22 protein-coding genes are annotated in these 26,511 nt (G+C 68.3%); 9 read left to right on the forward strand and 13 right to left on the reverse strand.

The annotated features are described in order from the left end of the window. Nucleotides 1-167 precede the first annotated feature (167 nt). Together E3T23_RS10775 and pknB are read left to right on the forward strand one after the other, a co-directional pair. Nucleotides 168-1,442: a lytic transglycosylase gene (locus E3T23_RS10775; protein ID WP_134370416.1), complete on the forward strand. Its 1,275-nt coding sequence runs from the start codon at nt 168-170 to the stop codon at nt 1,440-1,442. Between the two features lie 89 nt (nt 1,443-1,531). Continuing rightward, a complete protein-coding gene (gene pknB, locus E3T23_RS10780; protein ID WP_134370357.1) occupies nt 1,532-3,481 on the forward strand; it encodes a Stk1 family PASTA domain-containing Ser/Thr kinase in 1,950 nt (649 codons plus the stop codon). A gap of 387 nt (nt 3,482-3,868) precedes the next feature. On the opposite strand, the gene E3T23_RS10785 is transcribed toward pknB, so the two are convergent. The 3 genes from E3T23_RS10785 to E3T23_RS10795 all read right to left on the reverse strand — a co-directional run bounded on the left by E3T23_RS10785 (nt 3,869) and on the right by E3T23_RS10795 (nt 6,997). Continuing rightward, nucleotides 3,869-5,239, reverse strand: a complete 1,371-nt coding sequence (locus E3T23_RS10785; protein WP_420898318.1) for a class II 3-deoxy-7-phosphoheptulonate synthase — start codon at nt 5,237-5,239, stop codon at nt 3,869-3,871. 93 nt (nt 5,240-5,332) lie between these two features. Then, entirely contained in the window at nt 5,333-6,022 is a 690-nt protein-coding gene (locus tag E3T23_RS10790; protein WP_134370358.1) for a lysophospholipid acyltransferase family protein, read from the reverse strand. A gap of 27 nt (nt 6,023-6,049) precedes the next feature. Then, nucleotides 6,050-6,997, reverse strand: coding sequence for an ROK family glucokinase (locus E3T23_RS10795; RefSeq protein ID WP_134370359.1), 948 nt, complete (start codon nt 6,995-6,997; stop codon nt 6,050-6,052). 174 nt (nt 6,998-7,171) lie between these two features. Between E3T23_RS10795 and E3T23_RS10800 the strand changes: the two genes are divergently transcribed. Then, on the forward strand, nt 7,172-9,004 hold the full coding sequence (locus tag E3T23_RS10800) for an AMP-dependent synthetase/ligase (RefSeq protein ID WP_134370360.1): 1,833 nt from the start codon (nt 7,172-7,174) through the stop codon (nt 9,002-9,004). A 75-nt stretch (nt 9,005-9,079) separates the two neighbouring features. On the opposite strand, the gene def is transcribed toward E3T23_RS10800, so the two are convergent. The 3 genes from def to E3T23_RS10815 form a co-directional block, all read right to left on the reverse strand. Then, complete coding sequence (gene def, locus E3T23_RS10805) at nt 9,080-9,571, reverse strand: peptide deformylase (protein WP_134370361.1); 492 nt, start codon at nt 9,569-9,571, stop codon at nt 9,080-9,082. A gap of 69 nt (nt 9,572-9,640) precedes the next feature. After that, nucleotides 9,641-10,864: a MinD/ParA family ATP-binding protein gene (locus E3T23_RS10810; protein WP_241977842.1), complete on the reverse strand. Its 1,224-nt coding sequence runs from the start codon at nt 10,862-10,864 to the stop codon at nt 9,641-9,643. 64 nt (nt 10,865-10,928) lie between these two features. After that, a complete protein-coding gene (locus tag E3T23_RS10815; protein ID WP_134370362.1) occupies nt 10,929-14,333 on the reverse strand; it encodes a pyruvate carboxylase in 3,405 nt (1,134 codons plus the stop codon). A gap of 76 nt (nt 14,334-14,409) precedes the next feature. Between E3T23_RS10815 and E3T23_RS10820 the strand changes: the two genes are divergently transcribed. Further along, nucleotides 14,410-15,216: a ParA family protein gene (locus E3T23_RS10820; protein ID WP_134370363.1), complete on the forward strand. Its 807-nt coding sequence runs from the start codon at nt 14,410-14,412 to the stop codon at nt 15,214-15,216. A gap of 56 nt (nt 15,217-15,272) precedes the next feature. Here E3T23_RS10820 and E3T23_RS10825 read toward each other — a convergent pair whose 3' ends face one another. The 5 genes from E3T23_RS10825 to ku form a co-directional block, all read right to left on the reverse strand. Beyond that, complete coding sequence (locus tag E3T23_RS10825; RefSeq protein ID WP_134370364.1) at nt 15,273-15,824, reverse strand: MerR family transcriptional regulator; 552 nt, start codon at nt 15,822-15,824, stop codon at nt 15,273-15,275. 115 nt (nt 15,825-15,939) lie between these two features. Beyond that, on the reverse strand, nt 15,940-16,638 hold the full coding sequence (gene ftsR / locus E3T23_RS10830; RefSeq protein ID WP_134370365.1) for a transcriptional regulator FtsR: 699 nt from the start codon (nt 16,636-16,638) through the stop codon (nt 15,940-15,942). Beyond that, the gene (locus E3T23_RS10835; protein WP_134370419.1) at nt 16,638-17,051 is read right to left on the reverse strand and encodes an FHA domain-containing protein; all 414 of its coding nucleotides are present in this window, start codon (nt 17,049-17,051) and stop codon (nt 16,638-16,640) included. The genes ftsR and E3T23_RS10835 overlap by 1 nt, the downstream gene beginning before the upstream one ends. 85 nt (nt 17,052-17,136) lie before the next feature. Further along, the gene (locus tag E3T23_RS10840) at nt 17,137-17,754 is read right to left on the reverse strand and encodes a CDP-alcohol phosphatidyltransferase family protein (protein WP_255570729.1); all 618 of its coding nucleotides are present in this window, start codon (nt 17,752-17,754) and stop codon (nt 17,137-17,139) included. A 47-nt stretch (nt 17,755-17,801) separates the two neighbouring features. After that, nucleotides 17,802-18,674 carry a non-homologous end joining protein Ku gene (ku, locus tag E3T23_RS10845; protein WP_134370366.1) on the reverse strand — a complete coding sequence of 291 codons (873 nt, stop codon included), beginning with the start codon at nt 18,672-18,674 and terminating at the stop codon, nt 17,802-17,804. 68 nt (nt 18,675-18,742) lie between these two features. Here ku and E3T23_RS10850 point away from each other — a divergent pair, with 68 nt between their 5' ends. Next, complete coding sequence (locus tag E3T23_RS10850; RefSeq protein ID WP_134370367.1) at nt 18,743-21,232, forward strand: ATP-dependent DNA ligase; 2,490 nt, start codon at nt 18,743-18,745, stop codon at nt 21,230-21,232. On the opposite strand, the gene E3T23_RS10855 is transcribed toward E3T23_RS10850, so the two are convergent. Next, nucleotides 21,229-21,675: an NUDIX domain-containing protein gene (locus E3T23_RS10855; protein ID WP_134370368.1), complete on the reverse strand. Its 447-nt coding sequence runs from the start codon at nt 21,673-21,675 to the stop codon at nt 21,229-21,231. The genes E3T23_RS10850 and E3T23_RS10855 overlap by 4 nt on opposite strands. Before the next feature lie 59 nt (nt 21,676-21,734). Then, entirely contained in the window at nt 21,735-22,262 is a 528-nt protein-coding gene (locus E3T23_RS10860) for an adenine phosphoribosyltransferase (RefSeq protein WP_134370369.1), read from the reverse strand. A gap of 171 nt (nt 22,263-22,433) precedes the next feature. Between E3T23_RS10860 and idi the strand changes: the two genes are divergently transcribed. The 4 genes from idi to crtI are packed head-to-tail and all read left to right on the forward strand — an operon-like array spanning nt 22,434 to nt 26,500. After that, nucleotides 22,434-22,973 carry an isopentenyl-diphosphate Delta-isomerase gene (gene idi / locus E3T23_RS10865; RefSeq protein ID WP_134370370.1) on the forward strand — a complete coding sequence of 180 codons (540 nt, stop codon included), beginning with the start codon at nt 22,434-22,436 and terminating at the stop codon, nt 22,971-22,973. Further along, a complete protein-coding gene (locus E3T23_RS10870) occupies nt 22,966-24,009 on the forward strand; it encodes a polyprenyl synthetase family protein (protein WP_134370371.1) in 1,044 nt (347 codons plus the stop codon). The genes idi and E3T23_RS10870 overlap by 8 nt, the downstream gene beginning before the upstream one ends. Next, on the forward strand, nt 24,006-24,899 hold the full coding sequence (locus tag E3T23_RS10875) for a phytoene/squalene synthase family protein (protein ID WP_134370372.1): 894 nt from the start codon (nt 24,006-24,008) through the stop codon (nt 24,897-24,899). Before E3T23_RS10870 ends, E3T23_RS10875 begins: the two co-directional genes overlap by 4 nt. Continuing rightward, a complete protein-coding gene (gene crtI, locus E3T23_RS10880) occupies nt 24,896-26,500 on the forward strand; it encodes a phytoene desaturase family protein (protein ID WP_134370421.1) in 1,605 nt (534 codons plus the stop codon). Before E3T23_RS10875 ends, crtI begins: the two co-directional genes overlap by 4 nt. Nucleotides 26,501-26,511 lie beyond the last annotated feature (11 nt).

Consider the following 26,511-nt stretch of genomic DNA (forward strand, 5'->3'; position numbering starts at 1 on the left):
GCGGACAAACTCCCGTAACGGTTTCGTGCGTGGTGTCACCCAGAACAGGGGCCAACCTGATTGACTCGGGAAAGGAACTGTGTCAGCACCGCTGCCGCATGCAATCGACGGGAGCGTAAATGTCGGCACCAGCCAGCAGGAACAGTCCAGCCAGCAGCACCGGCGACATGAACAGTACGGCGCCCGGCGCGGGCCGCCACCGGCAGACGACCGAGCGCCGGGGCCTCGGCATCCTGGTGACCGTCCCGCTCGTGCTGATCAGCACGATCGCGATCAGCTTGAACCTGGCATCGCCGGCGGAAGCCGCCGCCATCGCGAAGAAGCCGCTGAAGAGTAAAAGTCTTCTGCCGGCCGCTGTTCCGTCGGACCTCGGCCGGCAGAGCGTCTCCGCCGCTGCGGCGCCGACGCAGTACCAGGTTGTCGACGGTGACACCGTGAGCAGCGTGGCCGGTCGATTCGGTCTCTCCACCGCATCCGTGCTCGCCCTCAACGGTCTGGGCTGGTCCGCGGTGATCTTCCCGGGACAGATGCTGACCCTGGCCGGCCAGGTGCAACCGTCCCCTCCGGCACCGGCACCGGTCGCCGCCGAGATCACGCGCTACCTGATCCAGAGCGGAGACACCCTCTCCGGTGTCGCCGCCGCCCACGGGCTCTCCCTCGACGCGTTGCTCCGCGCGAACGGACTCGACGCCGGGAGCATCATCTTCCCCGGGCAGGCCGTCGTATTGCCACCGGCAGGCGGTGCGGGGCCGGCACCCGCCCCGAGCGCGCCTGCCACGGCTGCCGCCTCACAGACCACCGCCCGCACGCACACGATCATCGCCGGCGAGACCATCGGAGCCCTCGCAGCCGCGGCGGGCGTCTTGGTGCAGTCCCTGCTCGACGCCAACGGCCTCGGCTGGTCCAGCATCATCTACCCCGGGCAGGTCCTGTCGATCCCTTCCGCCTCGGCCCCCACAACGCTGTCACTCGAACCGGCCATCCTGATCGAGGCGGCCATCACTCCGCCATCCGCCGTCCTCGGCGAGGTCACGCCGCTCAGCGAGGACATGCGCCGACACGCCGAGACCATCATCGCGATCGGGCGCCGGGCGGGCGCCGGCGATGCCGGCATCGTGATCGCACTGGCCGCCGCGGCCCAGGAATCCGGTCTGCGCAACGTGGAGCACGGCGACCGGGATTCCCTCGGCCTCTTCCAACAGCGACCCAGCTCCGGCTGGGGAACCCCCGAGCAGGTGCTGGACCCGGTGCGAGCCAGCCTCGCGTTCTTCGGTGGCCCGGTGAACCCCAACCCCGGCATCACACGCGGGCTGCTGGACATCCCCGGCTGGGAGGCGATGACGGTGACCGAGGCCGCGCAGACCGTGCAGATCTCGGCCTTTCCGAACCACTACGCGAAGTGGGAAACCTCGGCCCGGGCCTGGCTCACCGAACTCGGTTGACCCGCGATTCGCAGCCATTCAACCTCGAAAACTCTGACTTGCGAGTGTTCCAGCGCGAGGAACGGCGTGGGAATCCCTAGACTCGACTAGTGAGCGATACCCCTGCCGATCCCATGGTCGGCCGTCTGATAGACGGTCGCTATCAGGTGCGCTCCCGGATCGCCCGCGGTGGCATGGCCACCGTCTACCTCGCGACGGACCTGCGCCTCGAACGTCGGGTCGCCATCAAGATCATGCACGGGCACCTTGCCGACGACAACACGTTCAAGGCCCGCTTCGTGCAGGAGGCCCGCTCGGCCGCCCGGCTCGCCCATCCGAACGTCGTCAACGTCTACGACCAGGGCCAGGACGCCGACATGGCCTACCTGGTCATGGAATACCTGCCCGGGATCACCCTGCGCGACCTGCTCAAGGACTACGGCCGTCTCACGAGTGAGCAGACGATGGACATCCTCGAGGCCGTGCTCGCCGGGCTCGCCGCCGCGCACAAGGCCGGGATCGTGCACCGCGACCTCAAACCCGAGAACGTTCTCCTGGCCGACGACGGCCGGATCAAGATCGGCGACTTCGGGCTGGCCCGCGCCGTCAACAACAACACGGCCACCGGGCAGGCACTGCTCGGCACCATCGCCTACCTCTCCCCCGAACTCGTCACGCGGGGCATCGCGGATGCCCGCAGCGACATCTATGCGCTCGGCATCATGACCTACGAGATGCTCACCGGCGAGCAGCCCTACGTGGGCGAAGCTCCCATGCAGATCGCTTATCAGCATGCGAACGACACCGTGCCGCAGCCGAGCGCGCGGGTAGCCACGATTCCGCACGAACTCGACGAGCTGGTGCTCTGGGCCACGGCCCGCGACCCTGAACAGCGCCCCAGGGACGCCCGCGTGATGCTTGACCAGCTGCTCGATTTGGATAAGCTCGTGCGCCCGGCTCCTCCGGTGTCCGGGCAGTCCGCGACCATGGTGATGCCCGGCGGCCTGTCCGCGGCTGTGGCCGACGCGGACACCCAGATCCTGGGTGGCGCCCCGCTCGCCGCCGCGGTGGCTGGCGTGGCCACGGCCGCTGCCACCGAACCTCCCGCCTCCACCACCCTCCTGACCAACACGGCCCGCAGACGCAGGCACCGCGGTTACTGGCTGTTCACGCTGGTGCTCATGCTGGCGGCCCTGGCCGGCGGAACCGGCTGGTTCTTCGGCAACGGCCCCGGGTCGGAAGTCCCCATTCCCGCTCTCACCTCGTCATCCCCCGAAGCCGCCACCGCCCAGCTGTCCGAACTCGGACTGGAGGCGGCACTCGGCACCGAGTTCAGCGGCACCGTCCCCGCCGGGCTCGTCTCGAGCACCAACCCCGACTCGGGCACTCGCGTGGCCAAGGGCAGCACGGTAACGCTCCGGGTGTCCCAGGGCCCGCAGCCGATCGTGCTGCCCGTACTGGCCGGGCTGACAGCCGAGGCGGCCACATCCGCCGTGACCGAGCTGAAGGCCGGTATCGGCGCGACCGATTCCATGTTCGACGACACCGTGGAAACCGGCCTCGTCATCTCGGCCGCCCGTGAACTCGACGGAGCAGACGTCTCCCAGGGCGGGGACTATTTCGAGGGTATGAACGTCAACCTGGTGGTCTCCCTCGGCCCAGTGCCGGACGTGTCCGGCGAGTCGGTCGAGGACGCGACCGCGATCCTGGCGGAGAAGGAGCTGCTCGCCGTCACCGGCGATGAGGTCTTCAGCGACTCCATCGGCGAGGGGAACGTCGTGCGTGCAGACCCCGTGAACGAGGGTCCGGTTCGCGTCGGCGACAGCTATTCCCTCACGGTCTCCCGCGGTCCGGAACCCATCGTCATTCCCAATATCGTCGGCATGCCGTGGAACCAGGGCAAGCAGGTGCTCACCGATCTGGGGTTCAAGCTGAGCTACAACCTCGGCGCGGACGCCATCGCGCCGCTGCTGAGCGTCGCATCGACGGATCCCGTCGCCGGCACCGCCGTGCCCCCGAAGAGCACGATCACCCTCAAGCCGACGAACCCGTTCGGCTAGTCAGCCGCGCGCGTCCGGTGCGCGAGCGAGCACGCGAAAGTGCCCGTTCCGGTCGAGAGTGACCGGCGGAACGGGCATTCTCGACCGCACCCCGATGCAGCACACGCCGGTACCTCCCGGCGCAGGATGTGACTTCCAGCGGACGTTCTACCGTGCGCCGAGCTCCACAGGGTGCGCCGCGGGCTAACGCAGCGATTCGCGGCCGCATCGGACGACGGATGCCGGGCGTCACCCCTGACCCTCCGGTCCCCTCGCTCGGCGTGGCGCGCGTGCAGCGCCGTTCCGCGCGTGGCGTGCCACCCGCACAGCGGCGCACCTCCAGCGCAGCCCGGCAGCGGGCGCCGGGCCCTCGTAACACGCGAGAGTGCCCGTTCCGGGGCCGGGTGTCTAGCGCGCGGCGAGCTCCTCGGCGACCAGGAACGCCAGCTCGAGCGACTGCATGTGGTTGAGTCGCGGGTCGCAAAGCGACTCGTAGCGCGTCGCCAGAGCAGCCTCGTCGATGTGCTCGGAACCACCCAGGCATTCCGTGACGTCGTCACCGGTGAGCTCGACGTGAACGCCGCCCGGGTGCGTGCCGACGCCGCGATGCGCTTCGAAGAAACCGCGCACCTCGTCGACGACATCGTCGAAACGACGTGTCTTGTAGCCGGTGGGCGTGGTCACGCCGTTGCCGTGCATCGGGTCCGTGACCCAGAGCGGCTTGGCGTCGCTGGCCTTGATGGCCTCGAGCAGCGGCGGCAGGGCGTCGCGCACCTTGTCGGCACCCATCCGGGTGATGAAGGTGAGACGGCCGGGCTCGCGGTTCGGGTCGAGTTTGTCGACCAGGCGCAGCATGTCGTCGGTGGACGTGCTCGGGCCGAGCTTGACCCCGATCGGGTTGCGCACCCGGGAAAGGAAGTCGACGTGAGCGCCGTCGAGGTCGCGCGTGCGCTCCCCGATCCAGATGAAGTGCGCTGAGGTGTTGTACGGCGTGCCGGTGCGGGAGTCGATCCGGGTCATTGGACGCTCGTAGTCCATCAACAGCCCCTCGTGGCTGGTGTAGAACTCGGTGCGGCGCATGGCCTCGAAGTCGGCGCCGCAGGCGATCATGAACTTGATCGCCCGGTCGATCTCCTTGGCCACCTTCTCGTAGCGCTGGTTGGCCGGGTTCGCGGCGAAACCCTGGTTCCAGCTGTGCACCTGGCGCAGGTCGGCGAAGCCACCCTGGGTGAAAGCGCGAATGAGATTCAGGGTGGAGGCGGCGGTGTGGTAGCCCTTGACCAGGCGGGCCGGGTCGGCCTCGCGCGATTCGGGGTTGAAGTCGTAGCCATTGACGATGTCGCCGCGGTAGGCCGGCAGGGTGACCCCACCCCGGGTCTCGAAGTCGCTGGAGCGGGGCTTGGCGAACTGGCCGGCCATCCGGCCCATCTTGATCACGGGCATCGACGCGCCGTACGTGAGCACGACAGCCATTTGCAGCACGGTCTTGACCCGGTTGCGGATCTGCTCCGCGGTGGCGCCGCTGAAAGTCTCGGCGCAGTCGCCGCCCTGCAGCAGGAAGGCATGACCGCTGGCGGCCTCGGCGAGCCGGTCCCGCAGGATGTCGACTTCGCCGGCGAACACGAGCGGAGGCTGAGTTGACAATTCAGCGGATGCCGAGGCAACCGCATCCGCGTCGGGCCAGGTCGGCTGCTGCTTTATCGGGAGGGTGCGCCAATAGTCCAGGCCGGCAACCACAGCTCGATCTGCGAGGACGACTGGTTCGGTCGGGTCTACCACGGGACTATTCCTTTTTTCTTTGGTCCGACGCGAAAAAACCGCGTGCGTGACTGCGGGGGCAGGGCCTTCCGGCCATTCGGCAACCCCCTGATTCTATCGGGTCAGGTTGGCACGCTTTTCTTTGACGCTGGTCGCGTAGACGTCCACGTACTCCTGCCGGCTCAGAGCCTGCAACTCGTACATCAGCTCGTCGGTCACGGAGCGGAGCACGAAACGGTCCCCCTCCATGCCGTCGAAACGGCTGAAGTCGAGGGGTTCACCGATCACGATGCCGATCCGGCGCACCTTCGGGATGCGGGTGCCCGTCGGCATCGCCTTCTCGGTGTCGATCATGGCCACGGGGATGACCGGGACCTCAGCCTCGAGCACCATGCGTGCCACGCCTGTGCGGCCGCGGTACATTTTGGCGTCGGGACTGCGGGTACCCTCCGGGTAGATCCCGAGCACGCCACCGGCACCCAGGACGCGCAGGCCGGTGTTGAGCGAGTCCTCGGAGGCCTTGCCGCCCGACCGGTCGATCGGCAGCTGGCCGGTGGCCTTGAAGAACTGGCGGGTCGCCCATCCTTTGAGTCCCTTGCCCGTGAAGTACTCGCTCTTGGCCAGGAAGACGACCCGCCGCGGCACAACCAAAGGCAGGAAGACCGAGTCGATGAACGACAGGTGATTGCTCGCGAGGATCACACCGCCCTCTTTGGGGATGTTCTCGAGCCCGACCACCCAGGGCCGGAAGATGGCCAGCAGCAGAGGGCCGATGACAATGTTTTTCATGAGCCAGTAGAACATCGTTGCTCCCTCGGTAACCCGGAAAGCCTACTGCGCTAAGACGTGTTTCCGCGCCAGGTCGGCTGCTCCGACTACTCCGGCGTCGTTGACGAGCTGTGCGATGGCGAATTCGGCCTCGGGGTGAAAGCCCCTGGCCGGCAGGTTTTCGAGGTAGGCGGCACGGATGGGCTCGAGCAGCAGCTCGCCGGCAGCGGCGACTCCCCCGCCGAAGACGAAGATCTGCGGGTCGAGCACCGCCGCCAGGCTGGAGCAGGCCTGCCCGAGCGAGCCGCCCAGCTGCCGCAGTGCGGCCAGAGCGCCGTTGTCGCCCTCCTGGATCAGACGACCGACCTCCTTGCCGGTCAGCTTGCCCTTGCGTTCACGGGCGGCCGCGAGGCCGAGGCCGATTCCGCCGGCATCCGCCATCTCGGTGGCAATACGCAGAAGGGCCCGGCCCGAGCCGTACTGCTCGATGCAGCCGTGGGCACCGCAGCCGCAGAGTCGTCCACCCGGCACCACACGCAGGTGCCCGAGTTCGGCGGCACAGCCGAAGCCGCCGCGGAACAGGCGGCTGTTGGCGACGATCGCCCCACCCACGCCGGTGCCGATGGTGAGCGTGACCATGTCGCTGTAGCCGCGGCCGGCTCCGAAGGTGAATTCCGCCCAGCCGGCGGCGTTCGCGTCGTTCTCGATCAGAATGGGCATCTCAAGCCGGGCTTCGAGGGTGGCCCGGAGCGGTTCGTGGCGCCAGTTGACGTTGGGCCCGTAGTAAACGGTGGACTGGGCGGCGTCGATGAAGCCGGCCGCGGCGATCCCGGCCGCTACGACCTCCTCGCCCTCGGAGAGGTCGGTGATCATCTCGACCACGGCGTCCTCGATCCCGCGAGGATCACTCGCGGTGGTCGGGCGTCGATCCGAGCGGATGATCGTTCCGAGTTCGTCGACCAGGGCCGCGGCGATTTTAGTGCCGCCGATGTCGATACCAATGGCGTGCACAGAGGACTTCTTTCGTCGATGGATGAAGCGAAACGCTCGGCACGGCGAACAGGGAAGCCGGTGCATCCACCTAGAGTGTAGTGAATCAAGACACTGCCAGGCGAAACGTGCGCTTTCACGTACCGACGTGGGTAGAGTGGGGCGACTTGCCCGCCCGGTACCAGAGGAGTTACCGTGAAACAGTACGATATGCCCGCCAGCGTTGCCGCAGACCCACCAGCCAATGTCACCGATCTTCTGGTCGACCGCGTCGCGGCGACGCCCGACTCCGTGCTGTTCTCATTGCCGAGCAACGGGGGCTGGACACCCGTCACCACGTCGGAGTTCCACGCGCAGGTCGTCGCGTTGGCGAAGGGATTCGTCGCGGCCGGTATCCAGCCCGGCGACAAGATCGGCCTGATGTGCAAGACCCGCTACGAGTGGACGTTGATCGACTTCGCCACCTGGTTCGCCGGTGCCGTGCTCGTCCCCGTCTACGAGACCAGCTCACCCACTCAGATCCAGTGGATCCTGGGCGACTCCGACGCGGCCGCAGTGATAGTCGAAACCGCCGAGCACTTCTCCCGCTTCGACGAGGTGCACCCCGAACTCGGCAGCGTGCAGAAGGTTTGGCAGATCGACCTCGGTGACCTCGACAAGCTCACCGCGTCCGGAGTCGACGTGCCGGATGCCGAAATCGAGCGCCGCCGGTCTCTCGCCGTGGGTTCGGACATCGCCACGCTGATCTATACCTCGGGTTCCACAGGCCGCCCCAAGGGTTGTGTGCTCACCCACTCCAACTTCGTCGAGACGTCACGCAACTCGGCGGTGGCCCTGAAAGAGGTGGTCAGTGACGCGAACGGCGCGTCCACGCTGCTGTTCATCACCACCGCGCACGTTTTCGCCCGGTTCATCTCCGTGCTCTGCGTGCACGCCGGCGTGCGCGTCGGCCACCAGCCCGACACCCGGAAGCTGCTCGAATCGCTCGGCACCTTCAAACCGACCTTCCTGCTCGCCGTGCCGCGGGTGTTCGAGAAGGTCTACAACTCCGCCGAACAGAAGGCGACGGCCGCGGGCCGAGGCAATATCTTCGAGGCGGCCGCCCAGGTCGCCGTCGATCACTCGGTGCTGCTCGACCAGGGCAAGAGCATCCCGCTCATGCTGAAGCTCAAGTTCATGCTCTTCGACCGGCTGGTGTACAGCAAGCTGCGCGCCGCCATGGGCGGCAACGTGAAGTACGCCGTCTCCGGTTCGGCTCCCCTCGGCATGCACCTCGGCCACTTCTACCACAGCCTGGGAATCAAGATCCTGGAGGGCTACGGCCTCACCGAGACAACCGCGCCGACCACCGTGGGCCTGGCCACCAAGTTCAAGATCGGCACCGTCGGCCCGCCCCTTCCCGGAGTCTCGGTGCGCGTTCTGGACGACGGAGAGATCGAGGTCAAGGGCGTCAACGTCTTCAAGGAGTACTGGAAGAATCCCGAGGCCACCGCAGCGACCTTCAACGAAGGCTGGCTGCGCACCGGTGACATCGGCGCCATGGACGGTGACGGCTTCCTCACCATCACCGGGCGCAAGAAGGAGATCATCGTCACCGCCGGCGGCAAGAACGTCGCCCCGGCGGCGTTGGAGGACCCGATCCGGTCCAATCCGCTGATCGGCCAGGTGGTGGTCGTCGGCGATCGCAAGCCCTTCATCGCCGCGCTGGTCACGCTCGACCCCGACATGCTCGCGGTCTGGTTGAACAACAACGGTGAGGATGCGGCCATGACGCTGGCCGAGGCATCCGTCAACCCGAAGGTGCTCGCCGAGGTTCAGCGTGCCGTCGACCACGCCAACGACCACGTCTCCCGGGCGGAGTCGATCCGCAAGTTCACGGTGCTGACCACCGAACTCACCGAGGCGGCGGGGTACCTGACCCCGAAGATGAGCATCAAGCGGGACATCATCCTGCGGGACTTCGCCGACCAGATCGAGGGGATGTACGCGGGCGCCCCGGTGACCGGGTCGAACCCGGTCAATAGCTAGAGCGTTCCGCGAGACACGAAGAGGCCCCGTCGTCACCGGACGACGGGGCCTCTTCGTGTCCTGCGAACGTGGAGGTCAGAACCAGGTCGACTCGCGGACCTCCTTCATGGCGGCCCGCCGATTCTCCTTGTCGAGGCGGTCCAGGTAGAGCAGACCGTCGAGGTGGTCCGTCTCGTGCTGCAGCGCCTGGGCCATGATGCCGGTGCCGGAGAGCTCGACCGCCGCGCCGTCGAGGTCGATTCCACTCACCCGGGCGAACGGGTACCTCGTGGTGGGATACCAGAGGCCCGGCACCGAGAGGCAGCCCTCGTCGACGAGTTCGGGCTCCCCCGAGACCTCCACGAGGACCGGGTTGAGGATGTACCCGATCCTGCCATCGACGTTGAAGCTGAACGCGCGCAGATTCACGCCGATCTGGGAGGCCGCGACGCCTGCCCGGCCGGGCAGGCGCACGCTGTCGACCAGGTCCTCGACCAGGCTCCTCACCCGGGCATCGATCATGTCGATCGGGTCGGAGACGGTTTTGAGGACGGGATCTCCGAGGAGACGGATCTGGCGCTCAGGCAAGTGAGGACTCCAAGTCATTGATGCGGTGGTGCGGGGCGGTGTGTCCGATCGGGTCAGCCTCTCATCACCTCAGACGCCGCGGTCGGCCGGCAGACCCTCCACGACGACGGCCGCCAGGGTGCGGGCGGCCAGCCGGGTGATGGGCTTCAGATCGTCGAAGGAGATGACGCTGCCCGCGGCGAGCTGGGGGTCCCAGGGGATGCGCACGATCTCCCGGACCCGGGACCGGAAGTGCGATTCGATCTCTTCGAGCTTCACCAGGTTCGTGCCCTGCGTCGCCGTGTTGAGCGCGACCACCGCGTTGCGGACCAGGTCGCCGTAGCCGTTGGCTTCGAGCCAGGTCAGCGTTTCGGACGCCAACCGGGCCTCGTCGATGCTGCCCCCGGAGACGATGACGATCGAATCGGCGCGCTGCAGGGTGGCGCGCATGACGCTGTGCACGATTCCGGTGCCGCAGTCGGTGAGCATGATCGAGTAATATCGCGCGGCGAGGTCGGCGACGACGTTGTAGTCGTCCTCGTCGAACGCTTCGGAGAGGAGCGGGTCGGTGTCGGATGCGAGAATGTCGAGCCGGGTGCCGTCGCGGGAGACCAGTGTCGAGAAATCGGTGTATCCGCCGATCGACGCCGCCTTCGTGACCACGTCGCGCACGGTGGACCTGGTCTGTTTCGTGACCCGTTCGGAGAGGGTGCCCCGGTCGGGGTTCGCGTCGACGGCGATGATGCGGTCGTCACGGGCGTCGGCCAGAGCCATGCCCAGGAGCGCAGTGACGGTCGTTTTGCCGACCCCGCCCTTGCGGGTGAGGATCGGTACGAAGCGGGTGCCCCCGTCGAAGTCCTTGCGGATGCGTTCGTCGAGTTGCGTGTGCGCGCGCACCCGGGCCGAGTCGCCGAGGTTCACCAGGTGCAGGGTCGCCGCGAAGACGAAACTGTTCCAGGCTCCGCGGGGCGGCGGCTGGGTGCGCCGGTTGACGGCCAGCAGACGGTCGGGTGTGAGCATGGCCGCGGACTCGGGCGCCGATCCGCCGGCGGGACGCAGGGTCTCCCGGCGGGACTGCAGCACGGCGTCGCTCGCAGCCGGGCCGGCCAGGGCTCGCACCGCCCCCGTGACGCCGGACCGCCGGTCGGGGCGTGCGAGGGCCGGAGTGCTGATCTCGATGGTGTGCGTGGCGGGGCGGTGCAGGTTCTCCGGCAGGGCCGCCGCCAGGTTCACGATCGTGTGCGGCGGCAGCTCACTGTGGTATTCGTCGCCCGGTTGGGTGAGAGGCGACCTGGAGGCGTCCGGACCGGACACCTCCGCGCCTGTGCGCTTATCTGACAAAAAAGATCAGCCCTTCGGTCGAGAGATCGCTCCCAGCCTAGCGTGGCCGCACCACCACCAGCAGATCGCCGGCGTCGACCTGCTGGGTGCGCGGCACCGCCACCCGTTCGATGTAGCCGGCGATGGGCGAGGTGATCGCGGCCTCCATCTTCATGGCCTCGATCGAGGCCACGGCCTGCCCGGCCGCGACGGTGTCGCCCTCCTCGATCTGGAGGGTGACCACCCCGGAGAACGGCGCGGCGATCTGGCCCGGCCGGTTCGCGTCAGCCTTCTCGGCGACCTTGCTGCTGACCGTGATGCTGCGGTCCCGCACGAATACGGGCCGGAGCTGGCCGTTCAGCGTGGTCATGACGGTGCGCATGCCCTTGTCATCGGCCTCGCCGATGGCTTCGAGACCGACGTACAGGCGCACGCCCTTGTCGATCTCCACCGCGTGCTCGATCCCCTGCTGGAGACCGTTGAGGTAGTCCACGGTGTCGAGCACGGACAGGTCGCCGAACAGTTCCCGGATCTGCTCGAACTGGCGGGTGGGTGCCGGGAAGAGCAGCTGGTTCAGCATCGCCTGGCAGGTGATGCTGTCGCTGCCCAGGGCAGCACGTTCGTCCTGGGTGAGTTCGGTGACGCCGACGTGGATGCTGCGCCCGGCGAGCACCTTGCTGCGGAACGGTTCGGGCCATCCGCCGGGAAGGTCGCCCAGCTCCCCCGCCATGAAACCGATCACGGAGTCGGGAACATCGTAGTTGCCCGGGTTCTCGGCGAAGTCGACCGGGTCGGCGCGCACGGCGGCGAGGTAGAGGGCGAGGTCGCCGACCACCTTGGACGACGGCGTCACCTTCGGTACCCGGCCGAGGATGTCGTTGGCCGCGGCGTACATGTCCTCGATCAGTTCGAAGTCATCGGCGAGCCCGAGCGCGACCGCCTGCGTGCGCAGGTTGGACAGCTGGCCGCCGGGGATCTCGTGCTTGTAGACGCGGCCGGTGGGCGCGCGCAGTCCTGATTCGAAGGGGTGGTACACCCGGCGCACGTCCTCCCAGTACGGTTCCAGGTCGCAGACGGCCTGCAGGGAGATGCCGGTGTCGCGCTCGGTGTGGGCGAGCGCGGCGACGAGGGACGACGCCGACGGCTGGCTGGTGGTGCCGGCCATCGGGGCGCTGGCCACGTCCACCGCGTCGGCGCCGGCGCGGCTGGCGGCGAGCAGGGTGGCGAGCTGGCCGCCCGGGGTGTCGTGCGTGTGCACGTGCACGGGGAGGTCGAAGCGTTCTCGCAGGGCGGTGACGAGCTTCTCGGCCGCTGCCGGGCGCAGCAGGCCCGCCATGTCCTTGATCGCCAGGATGTGCGCGCCGGACTCCACGATCTGCTCGGCGAGCCGGAGGTAATAGTCGAGGGTGTAGAGCTTCTCGGCCGGGTCGAGCAGGTCGCCCGTGTAGCAGAGCGCGACCTCGGCGATGGAGGAGCCGGTGGCCAGCACGGCGTCGATGGCCGGGCGCATCTGCGAGACGTCGTTGAGGGCGTCGAAGATGCGGAAGATGTCGACGCCGGTCCTGGCTGCCTCGCGCACGAACGCGTCGGTCACCTCCGTCGGGTACGGGGTGTAACCGACCGTGTTGCGGCCGCGGAGCAGCATCTGCAGGTTGATGTTCGGCAGGGCCTCCCGCAGCGACGCCAGACGCTCCCAGGGGTCTTCACCGAGGAAGCGCAACGCCACGTCGTAGGTGGCGCCGCCCCACGCTTCGACCGATAGCAGTTCCGGGGTCATCCGGGCCACATACGGGGCGACGGCGACGAGGTCGCGGGTGCGCACCCGGGTTGCCAGCAGAGACTGGTGTGCGTCACGGAACGTGGTGTCCGTCACCGCCAGAGCGGTCTGGGCGCGCAGGTCGGCGGCGAAGCCGGCCGGGCCGAGCAGCTGGAGTCTCTGGCGCGAGCCGGCCGGGGCCGGCGTGGACAGGTCGAGTTTCGGCAGCTTCTCGGCCGGGTTCAGCAGGGTCAGCGGCACACCGTTGGGCTTGTTGACGGTCACGTCCGCGAGCCAGTTCAGGATCTTCGTGCCGCGGTCCTTGGAGGCGCGGCCACGCAGCAGGTCGGGTCGCTCGTCGATGAAGGAGGTGCTCAGGTTGCCGGACGCGAAGTCCGGGTCGTCGAGAACGGCCTGCAGGAACGAGATGTTCGTGGACACGCCGCGGATCCGGAACTCGGCCAGCGCGCGCTTGGATCGGGTGACCGCGGACGGGAAGTCCCGGCCGCGGCAGGTGAGCTTGGCGAGCATGGAGTCGAAGTGCGGGCTGATCTGGGCGCCGGGGTTGATCGTGCCGCCGTCGAGCCGGATGCCGGCGCCGCCGGGCGAGCGGTAGGTGGTGATCTTGCCGGTGTCCGGTCGGAACCCCATGGTCGGGTCCTCGGTGGTGATCCGGCACTGGAGGGCCGCGCCGCGCAGCACGATCCTGTCCTGGGTGAGTTCGAGTTCGCGGAGCGTCTCTCCCGCGGCGATGCGGATCTGGGACTGCACGAGGTCGACATCCGTCACCTCTTCGGTCACGGTGTGCTCGACCTGGATGCGCGGGTTCATCTCGATGAACACGTGCTGGCCGGCACGTTCGCCGACCGTGTCGAGCAGGAACTCGACGGTGCCCGCGTTGACGTAGCCGATCGAGCGGGCGAACGCGACGGCGTCGGCGTACAGGCGCTGTCGGGTCTCATCGGAGAGGTTCGGCGCCGGGGCGATCTCGATGACCTTTTGATGGCGGCGCTGCACGGAGCAGTCGCGCTCGAACAGGTGCACGGTCTCGCCCGTGGCGTCGGCCAGGATCTGCACCTCGATGTGGCGCGGTCGGAGCACGGCCTGCTCGAGGAACATGGTCGAGTCGCCGAAGGCGCTGTCGGCCTCGCGCATCGCTTCCTGGAGGGAGCCGCGCAGTTCGCTCATCTGGGCCACGCGGCGCATACCGCGTCCGCCGCCGCCGGCCACCGCCTTGGCGAAGATCGGGAACCCGATGTCCTCGGCCGCGGCGATGAGCTCGTCGACGTCGCGCGACGGGGCGCTGGATTTGAGCACCGGGACGCCCGCCGCGATGGCGTGCTCCTTCGCGGTGACCTTGTTGCCGGCCATTTCGAGCACGTGCTCGCCCGGTCCGATGAAGGTGATGCCGGCATGGCGGGCGGCCAGGGCCAGCTCGGGGTTCTCCGACAGGAAGCCGTAACCGGGGTAGATGGCGTCGGCGCCGCTCTCTTTGGCAACCCGGATGATCTCGCTCACGGTGAGATAGGCGCGCACCGGATGGCCCGGCTCGCCGATCTGGTACGCCTCGTCGGCCTTCAGGCGGTGCAGGGAATTGCGGTCCTCGAAGGGGAACACCGCCACGGTCTTGGCACCCAGCTCGTAGGCAGCCCGAAAAGCCCGAATAGCGATTTCGCCGCGATTGGCAACAAGAATTTTCTTGAACATGCAGACCTTTCAAGCGTTACGCCGCACCAGCCGACGGTTAGGTTCTCCAAGACTAGTGAAGGTAACGTATCTACTTGTGCACGTACTAAGCGTTAGTTCCCTCAAGGGAGGAGTAGGCAAGACCACAGTGACCCTGGGTCTGGCGTCTGCTGCCTTCGCCCGCGGCGTGCGAACCCTGGTGGTGGATATCGATCCGCAATCGGATGTGTCCACGGGGTTGGGCATCGACGTCGCCGGCCACCTCAACATCGCCGACGTGCTCGCCTCCCCCAAGGAAAAGGTCGTTCGCGCGGCCATCGTCCCCAGCGGCTGGACACGCGGTCGCCCCGGCACCATCGACGTGATGATCGGCAGCCCGTCGGCCATCAATTTCGACGGGCCGCACCCGAGCATCCGCGACATCTGGAAGCTTGAAGAGGCGCTCTCCACCGTTGAACAGGAGTACGACCTGGTTCTGATCGACTGCGCGCCGTCTTTGAACGCCCTCACGCGCACCGCGTGGGCCGCCAGCGACCGGGTTGCCGTGGTCACCGAACCCGGCCTGTTCTCCGTGGCAGCGGCCGACCGCGCACTGCGCGCGATCGAGGAGATCCGCCGTGGACTCAGCCCCCGGCTGCAGCCGCTCGGCATCATCGTCAACCGCGCCCGCATGGCCTCACTCGAGCACCAGTTCCGGATCAAGGAACTGCGCGACATGTTCGGGCCGCTCGTGCTCAGCCCGCAGCTGCCGGAGCGCACCTCGCTGCAGCAGGCGCAGGGCGCCGCGAAGCCGCTGCACACCTGGCCCGGCGACAGCGCCCAGGAGATGGCGCGTTACTTCGACCAGCTGCTCGAACGCGTGCTGCGCACGGCTCGCATCGGCGAGTACGCCGAACAGCGGTAGCGGTAGAAGCCCGCAGATCGACGCTCGCTGATAGAAGCGGGCGGATCGCCCGTGCGCTAAGAGACCTTGCGACTGCCCCGGCGAACGGACAGCTCGTCTGAGGGGTCGTTCGGCAGGGTCTCCAACTCGACCAGGCTCGTCTCCACCTCGCGGAGGACCTTGCCCACGGCGATGCCGAACACGCCCTGACCGCGACTGACGAGGTCGATGACCTCGTCGTCGGAGGTGCACAGGTAGACGCTGGCGCCGTCGCTCATCAGGGTGGTCTGGGCCAGGTCGCTGACCCCCGACTCGCGCAACTGGTTCACGGCGGTGCGGATCTGTTGCAGGGAGATTCCCGTGTCGAGGAGCCGCTTCACCAGTTTCAGAACCAGGATGTCGCGAAAGCCGTAGAGACGCTGGGAACCCGAGCCGGCAGCGCCACGCACGGTGGGCTGGACCAGCTCGGTGCGGGCCCAGTAATCAAGCTGGCGGTAACTGATGCCGGCGGCCCGTGCCGCCACGGCACCGCGGTAGCCGGACTTGTCATCGAGCTCGGGCATTCCGTCGGTGAAGAGAAGGCCGAGTCCGTAGCGCGAGGCATCGTCACGCTGATTCAGCTCGCTCATACGATGACCTCTCGGGGGTGGGACTGCGATACGAATGATCGCTCCATCCACGCTACCGAGGCGGACCGACTTGATCAACGACATCCGGTCGATCAAATTGGCGTGTCGGGCCCGTTCACTTGGCCAGGCGACCCAGGGCAGAACGGATCAGGCTGCCGCGGATCACTTCGAGCTGACCGGCGATCTCGACCGCCATTTCGGCAGCCTTTGCCCGGCTCGACGCGTCTTTCCGGCGGGAGAGCGGCACGAGTGCGCTCTCGATCAGGCCGAGCTCCCGCTCGGCCGCGCCGCGGAAACCGCGCAGGTGCCGGGGCTCGATTCCGCTGCGCTGCAGTTCGACCAGGGCCCGCAACACGCTGAGCGCGTCGTCGCCGTAGACGTCGGCGGGCAGGATGATCGACGCGGAGACGGCGTCGTGCAGCAGCATCGCGGATGCCCCCGCCTCGCGCAACAGTTCCTCACGGTCCAGCCGCCGGGCGGTCGACAGCATCGACGGTCCCGGCGTCACTCCCCCGGGCAGGGTCGGCGAGAACCCCGCGTCAAGGTCATCCAGATAGCCGCGGATGACCTTGAGCGGGAGGTAGTGATCGCGCTGCATGGAGAGGACCAGGCGCAACCGGTCCAGATCGCCGGCACAGAATTTGCGGTAACCGGATTCCGTGCGCGCCGGAGAGACCAGTCTCTGTTCCTCCAGAAACCGAAGTTTTGACGGGGTCAGATCCGGGAATTCCGGCGTGAGCCGGGCAAGCACCTGTCCGATGCTGAGCAGTGACGTCGTGCCCGGCGCTCTGGCCTGGGCAGCGGACGCGGGCACTACTCGCTCGCCAGAAGCTTGAGGTCGTGCCGCGAGGCGTAGAACGTCAGCCGGAACTTGCCGACCTGGACTTCGGCGCCGTCGTGCAGCAGCGCGTTATTGATGCGGACCCCGTCGAAATACGTCCCGTTCAGGGACACCAGGTCTTTCACCTCGAACTTGGTACCGCGCCGCAGAAACTCCGCGTGCCGACGGGAAACCGTGACGTCGTCGAGGAAGATATCCGCATTGGGGTGACGACCCACTGTCGTCACGTCCGCGTCCAACAGGAACCGAGCGCCGGCGTTGGGGCCGCGCCGCACGACGAGCAATGCCGACCCGGAGGGGAGAGCCGCGATGGCTTCCTGTTCCTCGGCCGTTACGTCGCCGTCGAGCGATGCCAGCTGGGCAGCGAATTCCTGCCCGAACGTCATCGTCGTATCGGTATTGGCATAGTTCTCGGGCGCGACCTTGCGCTGGGGTTCATTCGTCTTTTTGGAATCAATCACCGTGCACCTCCTAGTCCTCCAGCGTATCGGATGGAACGGGCTGAATTGCCCGCGGCAGGCGAATCACCCTGGCGGCCTCGACGGCGTAGATTATGCCCGCCCACCAGTAAAGAAACGCTCCCCAGATGCCGAAGGCCCAGCCCAGCGGGAGCGACCACCAGGACACTGCGGGGAAGGCCTCTCCCAGCATGATCATCGGCAGGGCGTAGAAGAGGCAGAAGGTGGCGACCTTGCCGAGCTGGTGCACGGGCAGCGGGCCGAATCCGTGATTCGCGAGGATGACGCCGAGGCCGAGCAGGAACACGTCCCGCCCCACGATGACCAGGACGATCCACCAGGGCACCAAATCGCGCCAGGCCAGTCCCAGCAGGGCGGCGAAGATGTACAGCCGGTCGGCGGCCGGGTCGAGGAGCTGGCCGAGCCGCGTGATCTGGCCGAACCGCCGGGCCAGGTAGCCGTCGAGGAAGTCGGTGAGGCTGGCGACCGCCAGCACCAGGAGCGCCCAGGCATCCTCTCCCCGCACCAGTACGACCAGGAAGACCGGCACCAGCGCCAGGCGGAGCATGCTGAGGATATTGGGCAGTGTGAGCACTTTCGAGCTGACGCCGCTTCCCTCTGCACCTGTCACGATCCCCGAGTCTACCGACCCGGCGGCCGAACCGGAATGCGGATGCGTCAGTGTCCCGATGCCCGTTTTCGTCCCTTGTCGGCGTGTTTGTCAGATTTCGCCGCTGCACCCCGCTCCGTCCGGCCGCGGCTTCGCTCCACGCTGCGCCGGAGGGCTTCCATCAGGTCGAGGACCTCTCCCCCGCCGTCCTCGACTGCCTCGCCTGCCTTGGGTTCCCGGCCGAAGGTGAGCTCGGTATCGACGGCGTCCCCCGCGGCGAGCTTCGCTTCGAGGAGTTCCCGGAGCTGGTCCTGGTAGTCGTCCCGGAAATCCTGGGGCGAGAAGTCGGCGGCGAAGGAATCGACCAGTGCGGCCGAGAGCTCGAGCTCCTGGGCGGAGATGCGTACGGACTCCTCGAGCACCGGGAATTCGACGGCCCGCACCTCGTCGCCCCACAGCAACGACTGCAGCAGCAGCACGTCCCCGCGCACCCGGAGGGCACCGAGGCGGGTCTTCTGCCGCAGCGCGAATCGCACGATCGCGGTGCGGTCGGTCGCTTCGAGCGCCCGCCGCAACAAGACGTAGGCCTTGGGCGAGCCGGACGGTTCCAGGAAGTAGCTGCGCTCGAACATGATCGGGTCGAGCTGGTCGCTCGGCACGAACTCGACGACTTCGATCTCTCGGCTCTTCTCGGCCGGCAGCTTGCGCAGGTCCTCGTCGGTGATGATGACCGTCTTGTCGCCGCTGTCCCAGGCCTTGTCGATGTGCGCGTAGTCGACGACCCGGCCGCACCGCTCGCACCGGCGCTGGTAGCGGATGCGCCCGCCGTCGGCGTCGTGCACCTGGTGCAGGGCGACGTCGTGGTCGTCGGTGGCGCTGTAGACCTTGACGGGCACGTTGACCAACCCGAAGGTGATCGCGCCGTTCCAGATCGATCTCATCCCCCCAGTACACACCCGGCGCGCCGGTGGGGCTAGGCACGCTGTGGCCGCGGGAGCATGCTGGCGCCATGAACGAGAGGCCGACCTCCCTCGACTCCCGCCAGGTCGTCTCCGTCGGCGGCCACCGGATCACGCTCACCCACCTCGACAAGGTGCTCTATCCGGAGTCGGGGACCACGAAGGCTGACGTTCTCGGCTACTACGCCGTCATCGCCGACGTGATGATCCCGCACACCGCGAACCGTCCCGCAACCCGGAAGCGGTGGGTGCACGGCGTGGGAACGGGCGATGAACCCGGCCACGTCTTCTTCCAGAAGAACCTGGACCAGTCGACGCCGAGCTGGGTGAAGCGCCGGCCGATCCAGCACTCGGATCATGTGAACGAGTACCCGCTGGTCAACGACCTCGCGACCCTGACCTGGCTGGCTCAGATCTCCGCCCTGGAGATCCACGTTCCGCAGTGGCAGTTCGACCGCGGCGGAACCCCGCGCAACCCGGACCGGCTCGTGCTCGACCTGGACCCCGGGGACGGGGTCACCCTCGACGAGTGCGCCGAGGTCGCCCGGCTGGCCAGAGCCATCCTGCGGGACATGGGCCTCGACCCGCTCCCGGTCACCAGCGGCAGCAAGGGCATCCACCTTTACGCCCCGCTGGATCTCACGCACACCTCCGACCAGGTTTCCCAGGTCGCGCACGAGTTGGCCCGGGCGCTCGAGGCGGACCATCCGGACCTCATCGTCAGCGAGATGAAGAAGGCGCTGCGGCCGGGCCGGGTGTTCGTGGACTGGAGCCAGAACAACGCCGCCAAGACAACCATCACCCCGTATTCGCTGCGCGGAACGCTGCATCCGATGGTGGCCATGCCGCGCACCTGGCGGGAGCTGGCCTCCCCCGGGCTCGCGCAGGTCGACTACAAACAGGCGATGCACCGGGTGCAGCGCGGCGGGGACCCGCTGGCCGCGCTGCTCGAGGCGCATTCCGGCCGGGGGGCGACGGATGCCGGTGGTGACGGAACCGGGTCGGGTGCGGGGTCGGGAGCGCTGGCCGTCTATCTCGGCAAACGGGACGCCTCCCGCACACCGGAGCCGATGCCGTCCGGTGCGCCGGGGGCATCCGCCGGCCGCTCGTTCGTCATTCAGGAGCACCACGCCCGCAACCTGCACTACGACTTGCGCCTCGAGCACGACGGGGTGCTGGCGTCGTGGGCGCTGCCGCGCGGCGTGCCGACCGATCCGGCGACGAACCGGCTTGCCGTGCGCACCGAGGACCATCCGCTCGAATACGCCACGTTCGAGGGTGAGATCCCGGCCGGCGAATACGGGGCCGGCACCGTGAGCATCTGGGACCAGGGCAGTTACGAGCTCGAGAAGTGGCGTGAGGACGAGGTAATCGCCGTGCTGCAGGGCGAACCGGGCGGCGGGCTCGGCGGCACGCGGCGCCTCGCCCTGATCCGCACGAAGGGCATGGGTGGAGCCGACCGGAACTGGCTGGTCCATCTGATGAAGACGAAGCCGGCCAGGCCGGCCGGACACGTGGGGACGGGGTCGGCGGCCGGGGCGCCCGGGGCGCCCGGCCGGGGCGTCCGCCGCACGCCCTACGGACCCATGCTGGCCACGCTCGGTTCCGTCGCCGACCTGCCCGAGGAAGACGACTGGACGTATGAGATGAAGTGGGACGGCATCCGTGCGCTCGCCTGCCTCTCGGGCGAGTCGCCCGATCGGGAGGTGCGCCTGTTCACCCGCAACGGCAACGACGTCACGCACGCGTACCCCGAGCTGGTGCGGGCGCTGCCGGGGGCGGTATCGGCCGACTCGGCGGTATTGGACGGGGAGATCGTCGCCTTCGACGCCGGCGGGCGGCCGAACTTCGGCCTGCTGCAGACGAGGTTTGGGCTGACCGATCGCCGACAGATCGAGGCGGCGGAGGCATCCGCCCCGGTGCGGTTTCTGGCCTTCGACGTGCTCGAGAGAGACGGCGAGCCACTGATCGACTCGGCGTACACGAACCGGCGCCGGGTGCTCGAGGAGATCGTGACCGGGGCCGGTGCGGTGCAGGTGCCGCCGGTCTTCACGGGCGACTCCATTCAGGCGGTGAGAGCCAGCAGCGAACTCGGCCTGGAGGGGATCGTCGCCAAGACCCGGAATGGGCGGTACGAGGCCGGTCGGCGGTCCCGGGCGTGGATCAAGATCAAGCACCATCGCAGCCAGGCGGCGGTGATCGGCGGGTGGCGACCGGGCAACGGGCGCCGGGCCGGCACCGTGGGCTCCCTGCTGCTGGGGATCCCGGACGGCGACGCGCTGACCTACATCGGCCGGGTGGGCACCGGATTCCGGGACGCTGACCTCCCCGCCCTGCGGGCGCGCCTGGATGCCATCGCTGCGGTGGACACCCCCTTCACCGGCATCCCGGCCGCCGACGCCCGGGATGCGCGGTGGGTGAGCCCGGTTCTGGTCGGCGAGGTGGAGTTCGCCGAGTGGACCGGAACGGGGCGGCTGCGCCACCCGGTCTGGCGCGGGTGGCGCCCGGACAAGCCTCCGGGCGAGGTGGTGCGGGTTTAGAGCCGGGCGAGCAGGGCCGGCCAGCTGGCGGCGAAGGCCGGGTGCAGCGGCAGTGCGTCCACCTGGTGGGTCGGCACCCAGCGCAGCGCGATGCTCTCCTGATCACTGATCACGGGTTCGAAGCGCGCCGTCGCACGCACCACGACCGTGGTGTACGACCAGAAACCAAGATCGAGCACCGAGCTGAACTGCACGGTCACCAGCTCCGCGGGCACGCCGGCCTCTTCCGCGGCCTCCCGCAGGGCCGCCTCGAGCGCGCTTTCGTGTTGGTGGCGCGCCCCGCCCGGCAGCCCCCAGGTGTCACCCTGGTGGCTCCAGAGCGCGCGGTGCTGCAGCAGAACCCCGAGCTCCTCGTGGTGGACGAGCAGTCCGGCCGCGCCGTAGAGTCCCCAGAACTTGCGGCCGTCGGGGCCATACACCCACCTGTCGCCGTTTGTGCTCATGGCTCCAGCATGCGCCCCGGCCCCGTGAAAACGCACCGCGTTTCTGAGGTTGGGCGGGGTTACAGGGCGACGATGGCGTGCACGGGGGCGTCGCCGAGACGGGCGCGACCGACCAGATCGGTCAGCTCCAGTACGACGCCGACGCCCGTCAGTCGGTATCCGGCCCGCTCGACCAGCCGGGAGGTCGCGGCGATCGTGCCGCCGGTGGCCAGCACGTCGTCGACGACCAGTACCCGGGCGCCCGGCGCGAGCTGGCCGATCTCAAGCTCAAGGCAGGCCGAGCCGTATTCGAGGTCGTATTCTTCGCTCAGCACCGTGCCGGGAAGCTTGCCGCCCTTGCGCACGGCGAGCACGGCGACGTCCGCCGCGTAGCCGATCGCCGCAGCCAGCAGGAAGCCGCGGGCCTCGATGCCGGCCACCGCATCGAATTCGCCCCGGAACCGGCCGGCGAGCTCGTCGATCAGCGCCCGGAACGCGGTGGCATCGGCGAACACCGGGTTGAGGTCACGGAAGAGGATGCCCGCTTGCGGGAAATCCTGGTACGAGGCGAGAAGGGCATTGACATGGTCTGCAGCGGGGGTGGGCACCCCTCGAGTTTAAGCGCTCGTGCCGACGGATGCCGTTCGGGTCTCCCGAAGGACCAATGGACCACCGGCAATGAACTGTTCGGCAAGGGCCCCGTGATAGCCTCGAATTTAGCTAATAAGATTAGGTACTTTTTCCGGTATCTTGACACAAAACACCCGAAGGGATAGCAAATGCGGCCGGTCGAAGTGCTTGAAGAACTCGTGGTCCTGCTGGACGAGTCCGGCCGCGAAATCGGAACAGCCCCGAAGCTCACCGTGCACGGAACGGACACCGCGCTCCACCTCGCCTTTTCCTGCCATGTGCTCAATCCGGCCGGCGAGGTTCTCGTCACCCGACGCGCCCTGTCGAAGAAGACCTGGCCGGGTGTCTGGACCAACTCCTTCTGCGGCCATCCGCTCCCGGGCGAGACGTTCGCTTCCGCCATCGAGCGGCGCGCGCAGTTCGAGCTGGGACTCCTGATCCAGAACCTGACCGTCACCCTGCCTGACTTCCGGTACCGCGCCGTCGATAGCAGCGGTATCGTCGAGAACGAGATCTGCCCCGTCTACCTGGCCCGCGCCACCAGCGACCCCGTGCCCAACCCGGACGAGGTCATGGAATTCGCGTGGGTGGAGCCGGCCGCCCTGCAGCGCTCGGTGCGGGACGCCCCGTGGGCGTTCAGCCCTTGGCTGGGCCTGCAGCTCCAGGAATTGACCGGCTTCGATGCATGAAATCCAGACGCTCGGGGTAGGGACGGAATTGCAGCGCTTCTTCGCTGCCGCTCGTCTGCGCGCCAGCGACTACGGACCGCACTATGTCGCACTCTGGGACTCCCTCGAGCAGGCCAGCAGCGGCGGCAAGCGGGTGCGCCCCGCACTGGTCCTGGCCGCGTTCACCGGCCTCGGCGGCACCGACCTCACACTGGCGACCCCGGTCGCGGTCAGCTTCGAGCTGCTGCACACGGCCTTCGTGATCCACGACGACGTGATCGACCACGATCTCGACCGCCGCGGCGTGGCCAATATCGCCGGGCAGTTCACCGAGCGCGCCCTCGCCCACGGCGCCGGCCACCAGGCCGGAGCGTGGGCCGTGACGGCCGCGATCCTGGCCGGCGATTTGGCTCTGAGCGAAGCCCACCGCGCCCTCGCGATGCTGCCGGTCGACCTCGAGATGCGTGGTCGCCTGCTCGACCTTCTCGACCGCGCCGTCTTCGTCTCCGCCGCCGGAGAGCTGGCGGACGTGACCAACACCGCGTCGAAGCATCCGCTCACCGTGACTCAGGTCCTCTCCACCCTGGAACAGAAAACCGCCGTCTACTCATTCGAGGCTCCCCTGCAGGCCGGAGCGATCCTGGCCGGCGCATCCGCTGCGTCGATCGACGCGCTCGGCGCGTTCGGACGTCTGATCGGGGTCGCCTTCCAGCTGACCGACGACATCCTCGGCGTGTTCGGTGACCCGGCGAAGACCGGCAAGAGCGTGCTCACCGACCTGCGGGAGGGCAAGCAGACGACCCTGATCGCGCACGCGGGGACCACACCCGGATGGGCGGAGATCGCGCCCTTCATCGGCAAAGCCGACCTCACCGAGGCGGACGCGGAGGCCGTGCGCGGAATGCTGCGTTCCTGCGGCGCCCTGCAGGCAGCGGACGAGCTGGCCACCGACCACTGCACCCGCGCCGTGGCCGCACTCGACCCGGCCGCCGTTCCCACTCCCCTGCGCGAGCTGCTGATCACCCTCGCCGGTACCGCCGTGAACCGCAGCCGATGAACCGCGACAACCCCGCCGACCACACCGGCATCGCGAAATACAACGCCGCGGCCCGCGCCAGCTCCGCCACGGTCATCGGCCACTATTCCACCTCCTTCGGCCTCGCCGCCCGGCTGCTGGCGCCGCGCGTGCGCGGCCAGGTCCGCACCATCTACGCTCTGGTGCGGGTCGCCGACGAGATCGTGGACGGCGCCGCCAGCGAGGCCGGTGTGAGCGTGGACGGCCAGCGCGACCTGCTGGACGCGCTCGAACGGGAGACCGACCGGGCGATGGGGTCGGGCTTCAGCACCAACCTGGTCGTGCACGCCTTTGCGGCGACCGCCCGGGAAGCCGGAATCGACACCAGCCTGACCGCACCGTTCTTCGCCTCGATGCGCCGGGACCTCGATCCGTCGCCGTTCGACGCGGCGGGCGTGGCCGAGTACATCTACGGTTCGGCCGAAGTGATCGGGCTGATGTGCCTGCGCTGTTTCGTGCAGGACACGCCCCGCACCAAGGAGGAGCTTCAGGTGCTGGAGACCGGTGCCCGGAGCCTCGGCGCGGCCTTCCAGAAGGTCAACTTCCTGCGCGACCTCGCCGCCGACCGGGATGCCCTCGGCCGCAACTACTTTCCCGGCGTGAACCTGCTGACCATGACGGAAGAGCAGAAGAACGAACTCCTCGACGACATGGACGCCGACCTCGACGCGGCCGCCCGCGTGCTACCCATGCTTCCGCTGGGGAGCCGCCGCGCGGTCACCGCCGCCCACCATCTCTTCGCCCGCCTGGCGGCGAAGCTGCGAGTCACCCCCGCGCGAGCGCTGATGAGCGCCCGGGTCCGGGTGCCGGATCCGGAGAAAATCATGATTGCACTCACCGCATCGTTCGGACCGGGAGCGTGGAAGCGATGAGCGCGGCCGGCCGGCACACCGTCGTCATCGGCGGCGGCATCGCCGGTCTGGCCAGCGCCGCCCTGCTGGCGCGGGACGGCCATCGGGTCACCCTGCTCGAAGCGAGAAACGAGCTCGGCGGCCGGGCCGGTTTCTGGGACGTCGACGGCTTCCGGTTCGAGACCGGGCCGTCCTGGTACCTGATGCCGCAGGTGTTCGACCACTTCTACCGCCTGTTCGGCACGTCCTCCGCGGAGCAGCTCGACCTGACCCGCCTCGACCCCGGCTACCGGGTGTTCTTCGAGGGCACGGCAGAGCCGGTCGACATCGCGGCGGAGCGGGCCGACAACATCCGCCTGTTCGAAAGCCTCGAACCCGGCGCGGGCGCGGCCCTCGACCGGTACCTCGTGTCGGCCAAAGAGACGTACGACATGGCCGTCAAACGATTCCTGTACACCAGCTTCGCCTCGTTCAGGCCCCTCCTGGTCCCGGATGTCCTGAAACGGCTCGGTCGACTGGCCCGCCTGCTGCTGCAGCCGCTCGACAAGTTCGTCGCCGGCTATGTGAAGGACCACCGACTGCGCCAGATCCTCGGTTACCCGGCCGTGTTCCTGGGCTCCTCCCCCGACCAGACTCCCTCGATGTACCACCTGATGAGCCACCTCGACATGGCCGACGGCGTGCTCTACCCGCAGGGCGGATTCACCCGGCTGATCGACAGCATCGCCGACATCGCCCGTGCCCAGGGCGTGACCGTGATCACCGAGGCGACCGTGACCGCGATCCACACCACCCCGGGCGCGGTGACCGCCGTCGCCGGCGTCAGCTACCGCACCGTCGACGGCACCAACGTCACCCTCGACGCCGACACCGTCGTCTCCGCCGCCGACCTGCACCACACGGAGACCGAACTGCTGCCGGCATCCGCGCAGACCTACCCGGAGCGCTGGTGGCAGAAACGCGTCTCCGGCCCGGGCGCCGTGCTCGTGATGCTCGGGATCGAGGGCGACCTGCCCGAGCTGAAGCACCACAGCCTGTTCTTCACCAGGGACTGGTCCGAGAACTTCGGCCGGATCTTCGGCACGAAGACCAGCGTGCCCTCGCCGGCCTCCTTCTACGCCTGCATGCCCAGCGCCACCGACCCGGGCGTCGCTCCCGCGGGCCACACGAACATGTTCCTGCTGGTGCCGATCCCCGCCGACCCGGGACTCGGCCACGGCGGGATCAACGGCCAGGGCTCGGCCGCGATCGAGAAGGTCGCCGACGACACCATCAAGCAGCTCGGCGACTGGGCCGGCATCCCCGACCTGGCCGAGCGGATCGTGGTGCGCCGCACCGTGGGACCCGGCGACTTCGCCGACGACCTCAACTCCTGGCGCGGCGGGGCTCTCGGCCCCGCGCACACCCTGCGGCAGAGCGCGTTCCTGCGCGGCTCCAACGCCTCCGCGAAGGTCGACGGCCTGTTCTACGCCGGCGGCACCACGATCCCGGGTATCGGGCTTCCGATGTGCCTGATCAGTGCGGAAATCCTGCTCAAGCGCATCAACTCGGACACGAGCACGGGACCGCTGCCGGAACCACTGCCCAATTCCGTTCGGACGCCGCTGCCGGAAGCCCCGTGACTCCGGTGGCA

The sequence above is a fragment of the Cryobacterium cheniae genome, assembly GCF_004403395.1.
Classification (GTDB): domain Bacteria; phylum Actinomycetota; class Actinomycetes; order Actinomycetales; family Microbacteriaceae; genus Cryobacterium; species Cryobacterium cheniae.

What these genes read in the sequence shown, in the direction of transcription:
- E3T23_RS10775 (WP_134370416.1), top strand. Translation starts at nt 168, where the DNA reads ATGAACAGTACGGCGCCCGGCGCGGGCCGCCACCGGCAGACGACCGAG.
- E3T23_RS10790 (WP_134370358.1), bottom strand. Translation starts at nt 6,022, where the DNA reads ATGTTCTACTGGCTCATGAAAAACATTGTCATCGGCCCTCTGCTGCTG.
- E3T23_RS10815 (WP_134370362.1), bottom strand. Translation starts at nt 14,333, where the DNA reads ATGTTCAAGAAAATTCTTGTTGCCAATCGCGGCGAAATCGCTATTCGG.
- E3T23_RS10825 (WP_134370364.1), bottom strand. Translation starts at nt 15,824, where the DNA reads ATGAGCGAGCTGAATCAGCGTGACGATGCCTCGCGCTACGGACTCGGC.
- E3T23_RS10835 (WP_134370419.1), bottom strand. Translation starts at nt 17,051, where the DNA reads ATGACGTTCGGGCAGGAATTCGCTGCCCAGCTGGCATCGCTCGACGGC.
- ku (WP_134370366.1), bottom strand. Translation starts at nt 18,674, where the DNA reads ATGAGATCGATCTGGAACGGCGCGATCACCTTCGGGTTGGTCAACGTG.
- E3T23_RS10850 (WP_134370367.1), top strand. Translation starts at nt 18,743, where the DNA reads ATGAACGAGAGGCCGACCTCCCTCGACTCCCGCCAGGTCGTCTCCGTC.
- E3T23_RS10855 (WP_134370368.1), bottom strand. Translation starts at nt 21,675, where the DNA reads ATGAGCACAAACGGCGACAGGTGGGTGTATGGCCCCGACGGCCGCAAG.
- idi (WP_134370370.1), top strand. Translation starts at nt 22,434, where the DNA reads ATGCGGCCGGTCGAAGTGCTTGAAGAACTCGTGGTCCTGCTGGACGAG.
- E3T23_RS10870 (WP_134370371.1), top strand. Translation starts at nt 22,966, where the DNA reads ATGCATGAAATCCAGACGCTCGGGGTAGGGACGGAATTGCAGCGCTTC.
- E3T23_RS10875 (WP_134370372.1), top strand. Translation starts at nt 24,006, where the DNA reads ATGAACCGCGACAACCCCGCCGACCACACCGGCATCGCGAAATACAAC.
- crtI (WP_134370421.1), top strand. Translation starts at nt 24,896, where the DNA reads ATGAGCGCGGCCGGCCGGCACACCGTCGTCATCGGCGGCGGCATCGCC.